We start from the raw sequence: 6,541 nt of genomic DNA, 5'->3' as shown, positions 1-6,541 counted from the left end.
CGACATCGCCATCGCCCATGGCGCGCGGCTCATCATCGTGGTCAATCCCCTGGTGCCCATGCTCAACGATCCGAGCCACGCCTGCCTGCCCTCCCTCTCCTACGGGCGCTGCTCCAGCATCGCCGAATTGGGGATGAGCTACGTCTGGGGGCAGGCGCAGCGCATCGAGGACCGCTTCAAGCTGGCCCTTAGCCTGGAGTTGCTGCGGCGCAACCACCCCGACGTGGATATCCTGCTCATCGAGCCCGAACCGACCGAATCCCTGTTCTTTCTGCAGAATCCCATGAGCTTCGAGGCGCGTTGCCAGGTCATGACCCACAGCTATTATTTGACGCTCGCCCATCTCAAGGGACAATATAAGCAAATGCAGGCCGTCCTTGATCGCCACGGGATTGCCTGCACCAGCGATGCCCTTGACCTGCCGCCCCCCGGCAGGCAGACAGGCTAAACCCCGGCCGAGGATCACCCCATGCGCATTGTCTTCGCCACCCTGCATGTACGCCCCTCCGCCCAGGCCGTGCCCCTGGCCGCCGGCTGCCTGGTCGCGGCCCTGCCCGAGGAAACACGTCGCGATGCGCGACTGGTCGATCTTTTTCCGAGCCAATCCCTCGATGAGATGGCCGAGGCAGTCCTCGACGCGGCCCCGGATCTGGTGGCCCTGCCGGTCTACGTCTGGAACCGCGACCGCCTGTTGGCACTAGCCGCGCTGCTGCGGCGCCGGCAGCCCGCCTTGCGCATCATCGCCGGTGGTCCCGAAGCCGGCGCTGCCCCCTTGGCCCTGCTCGCCCCCGGGACCATCGACCTGCTCATCCAGGGCGAGGCCGAGGACATCCTGCCCCAAGTCCTAACCCTCTCCCCCGACACCGCGCAACCGCCCCCCGGCGTCGCGCGTTTCGACGGCGGACAGCTGCAAAGCGGTCCCGCCGCCCCCCAGCCCGAGGTAGACAAGCTGAACTCGCCCTGGCTGAGCGGGGTACTGACTCCCCCCGCCGATGGCGGCCTGCTCTGGGAAACCTCGCGCGGCTGCCCCTTTGCCTGCGACTTTTGTTTTGACAGCCGCGGCAGCAATCGCGTGCGCCCCCTGCCCTGGGAGCGCCTGGAGGCGGAACTCGCGTTGTTCGTGCGCGCGCGCGTCGCGCAGATCTGGGTGCTCGATTCGACCTTCAATTACCCGCCGGAGCGGGGCAAGAAGCTGCTGCGCCTGCTCGCCGAAAAGGCGCCGCACATTCACTTTCATCTCGAAGCCAAGGCCGACTTTCTCGATCGGGAGACCGCCCATCTGCTTGGAGCCCTGTCCTGCTCGGTGCAGATCGGCCTGCAATCGGCGCACCCCAAGGTGCTCAGGACCATCCACCGCAACCTCGACCCGGATGACTTTCGCAAAAATATTCATCTGCTCGCCGCCGAGGGGGTGACTTACGGACTGGACCTGATCTACGGCCTGCCGGGCGACAGCCTCGCCGGATTCGGCGCGAGCCTCGAATTCGCCCTGGAGCAGCGTCCCAACCAGATCGACATCTTTCCCCTGGCGGTGCTGCCCGGCACCATTCTGCATCGCGAACGCGAGCGCCTGGGGCTGGACAGCCAACCCGCGCCGCCCTATGAAATCCTAGCCGCGCCCGGCTTCCCGGCCGACGATCTCCAGCAGGCGTGCCTGCTGGCCGCCGTCACCGACATCTTCTACAACCGCGGACGCGCCGTGGGTTTTTTCGTGCCCCTGCAACGCGGCGCGGGTCTCGGCGCCCTGGCGCTGCTGGAGGAATTCCTGCGCTGGCTGCGCGCGGACAAGGCGCTGGGCGAGGCCGCGATCCGCGACAGCGAGGCCTGGCTGCCGCGCGCCATTCGCGATTTGCACATGGAATTCACCGCGCACCTGCTCACCCAGCGGGAGCGCGGCCATCTGATTCCCGCGGCGCGCGACCTGATCCGCTACCACTATTATTACGCCGAGACCCTGCTCGGCCCCGAGACCCTGCCCGTCGAGAGCGAGCTGCTGCGCGGCCGCGACCTCTGGACCACGCCTTGGCGCCTCAACCCGGCGGCGCACCTGGTGCGCTTTCGCTACGAGATCATCGATCTGCTGCAAGTCGAGGACATGGACCTGGAACAGTTCACCCGCCTGTTTCGGCCCGTGGGCTCCGCGGCCCTCTTCGCGCGGCGCGGCAACGAGGTTTACTGCGAGTCCTTGGAGGAAGACTTCGCCAAGCTGCTCGACCACAGCGACGGCAGCCGCTCCCCGCGGGAGATCTTCGCCGGCAGCATCAACCGCCGCGAAGGCGAGGAGTTCGTCGATTTCGCGGTGTCCGAGGGCATTTTGCTGCCCCCCGAGGCATAAAAAAACCCCCCAAGCGGCCTTGGAGGGTTCGAGGGGTTTGGCTTCGGGATCAGGCCCAGCCGTTTCAGGCCACGGCCTGCATGCGTTTCAGGTAGCGCGGCCGCTCGCGCAGCAAGCGCTCGATTTCCTCGACGGTCGGAACGCGCCCCGCCACGCGAACGATATCATCGATGAGCAGCGCGGGTGCCACGTACACGCGGCAGTCGATCATCTTGCGCTGGTCGCGGTAAAGATGCACCTCGGCTTCCATGCCCAAATTCTCCAGCGCCTGACGCACCCGGGAGAGGGTGCGTTCACATCGTTTATCGCCTTCGGGTTTGCAGAGAACATCGATGCGCATTCCTTCCTCCCTTTCGGCTATTTGCTGACAATTTCGGTTATATTATAACCCGCAGGCCGCCCCAGGCAAGGAAAATCGGTAAAAATCACGACGATTTCAGCGTCCTAGCGCGATGCCGGGGGCTGGTCACCGTAGACCATTTTCAGCGCCCGGCGCACCCGCGCGGTCAAGCGTACCGGATTGATGGGCTTGGCGATGAAGTCAAAATAACCCAGGTCGAGGACATGGGCCTCCTCCTCGGCCGAGGATTTTGACGACATGGCGATCACCGGGATGCGCGCCGTGGCCGGCGAGGCCTGCAAGGCGCGAAACATCTCGTAGCCGTCCATGCGCGGCATGACCGTGTCGGCGACGATGAGATGCGGCTTGCGCTGATGGACCTCCTTGAGACCCTCGGCGCCGTTTTCCGCCTGCACCACCTTGTAGCCCTGCTTGCTCAGGGCGGCGGCCGCGGCGGCGCGGGTCAGTTCCTGATCCTCGACGACGAGAATCGTCCACCAGTCCGAGGACGCCTCCTCTTTTTTGCTCAGGTAGAATTTATCCACCGCCGCCTGGATTTCCGAGGGCGTGGTGACGCAGGGCACGATCTTCAAGCCGTTACGGAAGGTCAGGCCGTCGATGGTTTCCATGTCCAGGGGATTGACCATGGCCAGAAACAGGGTGCGCTCCTGTTTCTTGAGGGGAAAAATCAGCTTTTCAAGGGCCTGGGAACCGCTCACCAGATCCAATGCCTCCTGGGAGTAACTGAATCGGGCCAGCCCGCTCACGGTCTTAAACTCGAACTGACGGGCCAGGGTCACGGCGATATCCTTTTCCGTGACGACGCCGAGTTCCTCCAGCACGCGCCCCAGGCGCTGCCGAGTCCCTTTTTGTTTTTCCAGGGCCTGCCGCAGTTGCTCTTCGTTGAGGAGGCCCGCCTCGATGAGGATTTCGCCGAACCGCTTGCGTCGACTCATGGGTGCTTATCTCCTTGTTTGCCGCGACCAATTCATAAAAATTAATCATATTTAGCTTTTCCTCGAATTGCAAACCTTTCTTGACCGGTTTCATATTAATTCAAAAAAAAAGGGCGCCGCACCCTGGCGACGCCCTTGCACCAAACCTGTTCCGACCGGTGCGCCTTAATCCTCCGCCGGCGGGTTCACATGGCTCACCTCCAGCCCCTCGACGCCGCGCGCGATGCGGATGGTCGCGCCGTCGCGGATATCCCCGGCGATAAGCGCCCGGCCGATGCGCGTTTCGAGCTGATGCTGGAGGTAGCGCTTGAGGGGCCGCGCGCCGTACACCGGGTCGTAGGCGGCCTCGGCGATGTAGGCGCGCGCCTCCTCGCTCAGCTCCAGGCTGAGCCGCCGCCCGGCCAGGCGCTTGCGCAGATCCTCGGTCTGCAGATCGACGATGCGCTTGATTTCCTCCAGGGTCAGGGGCTTGAACAGCACCAGGTCATCGACACGGTTGAGAAACTCCGGGCGGAAATGAGCGCGCAACTCCTTCATCACCAGGGCGCGCGCGCCCTCCTTGATGCCGCCCTGGGCGTCGACGCCGTCGAGCAGATGGTGCGAGCCGATGTTGCTGGTCATGATGATCACCGTGTTCTTGAAATCCACGGTGCGCCCCTGGGCATCGGTGACCCGTCCGTCGTCGAGAATCTGCAGCAGCACGTTGAACACATCCTGGTGCGCTTTTTCAATCTCGTCGAAAAGAATGACGGAATAGGGTTTGCGCCGCACCGCCTCGGTCAGCTGTCCGCCCTCTTCGTAGCCCACATAGCCTGGAGGCGCACCGATCAGGCGGCTCACGGCATGTTTTTCCATGTACTCGGACATGTCGATGCGCACCATGTTGTCTTCGCTGTCGAACAGGGTTTGCGCCAAAGCACGCGCCAACTCGGTCTTGCCCACACCGGTGGGGCCAAGAAAAATAAAGGAACCGATGGGGCGCCGCGGATCCTTGATGCCGGCGCGCGCTCGGATTACGGCGTCGGCAACCAGATTCACGGCTTCATCCTGACCAATGACGCGCTGGTGCAGAACCTCGTCGAGCTTGAGCAGTTTGTCTCGCTCGCCTTCGACCAGGCGCGTCACGGGAATCCCCGTCCAGCGCGAAACGATCTCGGCAATCTCTTCCTCGGTGACTTCCTCGCGCAGCAGGCGTGGTCCGGCCTGTTCGCCGCTCAATTGCGCCTCGCGCTCATGGAGCTCCTTCTCCAGTTGCGGCAGACGCCCGTGACGCAGCTCGGCCGCGCGATTGAGATCATACTCGCGCTCGGCCACGGTGATCTGCTGGCGCACTTTTTCGATTTCCTCGCGCAGCCCCTGCAACTTGCGGATGCCTTCCTTTTCCTGCTCCCACTGGGCGCGCAAAACGTCGCCCTGGTGGCGCAACTCGGCCAATTCGCGGCTCAGGGCGTCGAGGCGCGCGCGGCTCGCGGCATCCTTTTCCTTCTTGAGGGCCGCTTCCTCGATTTCGAGCTGCATGACGCGGCGCGTCACCTCGTCAAGCTCCTGGGGCAGGGAATCGATCTCCGTGCGGATGGTGGCGCAGGCCTCGTCCACCAGATCGATGGCCTTGTCGGGCAGGAAGCGGTCGCTGATGTAGCGGTGCGACAGAGTCGCCGCCGCCACCAGGGCGTTGTCGTGGATGGCCACGCCGTGGTGCACCTCGAAGCGCTCCTTGAGGCCGCGCAGGATGCTCACCGTGTCCTCCACCGTGGGCTGCTCGACCAGCACCGGCTGGAAGCGCCGCTCCAGGGCGGCGTCCTTTTCGATGTACTTACGGTACTCATCGAGGGTGGTGGCGCCGATGCAGTGCAGCTCGCCGCGCGCCAGCATGGGCTTGAGCATGTTGCCGGCATCCATGGAGCCTTCGGCCTTGCCGGCGCCGACGATGGTGTGCAGCTCGTCGATGAACAGCAGAATGCGCCCCTCGCTCTGACGGATTTCGTTGAGCACCGCCTTGAGCCGTTCCTCGAACTCGCCGCGATATTTGGCGCCGGCCACCAGGGCGCCCATGTCCAGGGCGAAAATGCTTTTGTCCTTGAGGCCCTCGGGCACGTCGCCGCGCACGATGCGATGGGCCAGCCCCTCGACGATGGCGGTCTTGCCGACGCCGGGCTCGCCGATGAGCACGGGGTTGTTCTTGGTCTTGCGCGAGAGGATGCGGATCACCCGGCGGATTTCGCCGTCGCGGCCGATCACCGGATCGAGCTTGCCCTTTTGCACCTCCTTGACCAGATCGCGGCCGTACTTGTCCAGCGCCTCGTAGGTGCCTTCCGGGTCGGGGCTGGTGACGCGCTGATGGCCGCGGACGGCGGTCAGGGCCTGCAGGATGCGGTCGCGGCTCAGATTGAACTGCTTGAACAGCCGCCCGGCGGCGGTCGCGCCGCCTTCCTCGGCGATGGCGAGCAGAATGTGCTCGACGCTCACATAGTCGTCGCGCAGGCGCTTGGCTTCTTCTTCCGCCTTGATGAGCAGGCGATTGAAGCGCTGGGTCACATAGACCTTGCCCGCTTCGATACCCGGCCCCGAAACGCTCGGGCGCCGCTCCAGCTCGCGGCGCAGCTCGGCGGCGAAGGCCTGGGGATCGACGTCCATTTTCTGCAGCAGGCGCGGCACCAGCCCGCCGCCCTGCTCGATCAGAGCGGCGAGCAGGTGCTCTCCGTCGACCTCCACGTGGCCGTATTTCATGGCCAGGCTCTGTGCCGCCTGCAAGGCTTCCTGGGTTTTCACGGTCAGCTTGTTGATGTCCATTGTTGCTCCTCGCGGGCTGGTGGATGATAGGGACTTGCCGTCAACCTTATCATCAGATTTCGTGCCGACGTTGGGCAATCCACCAGGAAAGCAAAATCAAGAACTTAGAAAATAACGCTT

The 6,541-nt window shown here is 64.1% G+C and carries 4 protein-coding genes and 1 pseudogene; 2 read left to right on the top strand and 3 right to left on the bottom strand.

Features of this window, described 5'->3' with window-relative positions:
* Positions 1-448: pseudogene (locus QAT43_RS02210) on the top strand (hypothetical protein); the annotation flags it as partial.
* Positions 449-469: 21 nt separating this feature from the next.
* Positions 470-2,335: a B12-binding domain-containing radical SAM protein gene (locus tag QAT43_RS02205; protein WP_305041399.1), complete on the top strand. Its 1,866-nt coding sequence runs from the start codon at positions 470-472 to the stop codon at positions 2,333-2,335.
* A 64-nt stretch (positions 2,336-2,399) separates the two neighbouring features.
* Here QAT43_RS02205 and QAT43_RS02200 read toward each other — a convergent pair whose 3' ends face one another.
* The 3 genes from QAT43_RS02200 to clpB form a co-directional block, all read right to left on the bottom strand.
* The gene (locus tag QAT43_RS02200) at positions 2,400-2,675 is read right to left on the bottom strand and encodes a thioredoxin family protein (protein ID WP_305041398.1); all 276 of its coding nucleotides are present in this window, start codon (positions 2,673-2,675) and stop codon (positions 2,400-2,402) included.
* A 104-nt stretch (positions 2,676-2,779) separates the two neighbouring features.
* The gene (locus tag QAT43_RS02195) at positions 2,780-3,631 is read right to left on the bottom strand and encodes a response regulator (RefSeq protein ID WP_305041397.1); all 852 of its coding nucleotides are present in this window, start codon (positions 3,629-3,631) and stop codon (positions 2,780-2,782) included.
* A 165-nt stretch (positions 3,632-3,796) separates the two neighbouring features.
* A complete protein-coding gene (gene clpB / locus QAT43_RS02190; protein WP_305041396.1) occupies positions 3,797-6,421 on the bottom strand; it encodes an ATP-dependent chaperone ClpB in 2,625 nt (874 codons plus the stop codon).
* Positions 6,422-6,541 lie beyond the last annotated feature (120 nt).

This window comes from Geoalkalibacter sp. (genome assembly GCF_030604225.1).
Lineage (GTDB): Bacteria > Desulfobacterota > Desulfuromonadia > Desulfuromonadales > Geoalkalibacteraceae > Geoalkalibacter.
The sequence above is the reverse complement of the archived record's forward strand: the minus strand, read 5'-3'. Positions and strand labels throughout refer to the sequence as shown.

Coding starts and splice junctions, on each gene's coding strand:
- clpB (WP_305041396.1), bottom strand. CDS start 6,421: ATGGACATCAACAAGCTGACCGTGAAAACCCAGGAAGCCTTGCAGGCG.
- QAT43_RS02200 (WP_305041398.1), bottom strand. CDS start 2,675: ATGCGCATCGATGTTCTCTGCAAACCCGAAGGCGATAAACGATGTGAA.
- QAT43_RS02195 (WP_305041397.1), bottom strand. CDS start 3,631: ATGAGTCGACGCAAGCGGTTCGGCGAAATCCTCATCGAGGCGGGCCTC.
- QAT43_RS02205 (WP_305041399.1), top strand. CDS start 470: ATGCGCATTGTCTTCGCCACCCTGCATGTACGCCCCTCCGCCCAGGCC.